Consider the following 291-nt stretch of genomic DNA (forward strand, 5'->3'; position numbering starts at 1 on the left):
CATACGGGCGGTGCGGCTTTCCGCGTCCAGCGGCGTCGCTTGAACATCACCCAGCGTCAAACTGGAGGCACGGTCCTCAGCGAAGTTCTGCCAAGACACCATCACCTGTACGAGCGGATGGTGTGTGAGACTGCGCGCCGGGTTGAGCCGCTCGACCAACACCTCAAACGGCACATCCTGATTTTCGAACGCCGCGATGCCGCGCTGACGCACCTGCTGCAACAGGTCGGCAACGGTCGGATTACCCGTCAGATCGACGCGCAATACCAAGGTATTGACGAAGAATCCAAC

The 291-nt window shown here is 60.1% G+C and carries 1 protein-coding gene; it reads right to left on the reverse strand.

The window, feature by feature from the left end; genetic code table 11:
• The coding region (locus ACRCUN_RS34300) for a condensation domain-containing protein (RefSeq protein ID WP_462146050.1) at nt 1–291 on the reverse strand (291 nt) is incomplete at both ends.

It is taken from the genome of Mycobacterium venezuelense (assembly GCF_054919535.1).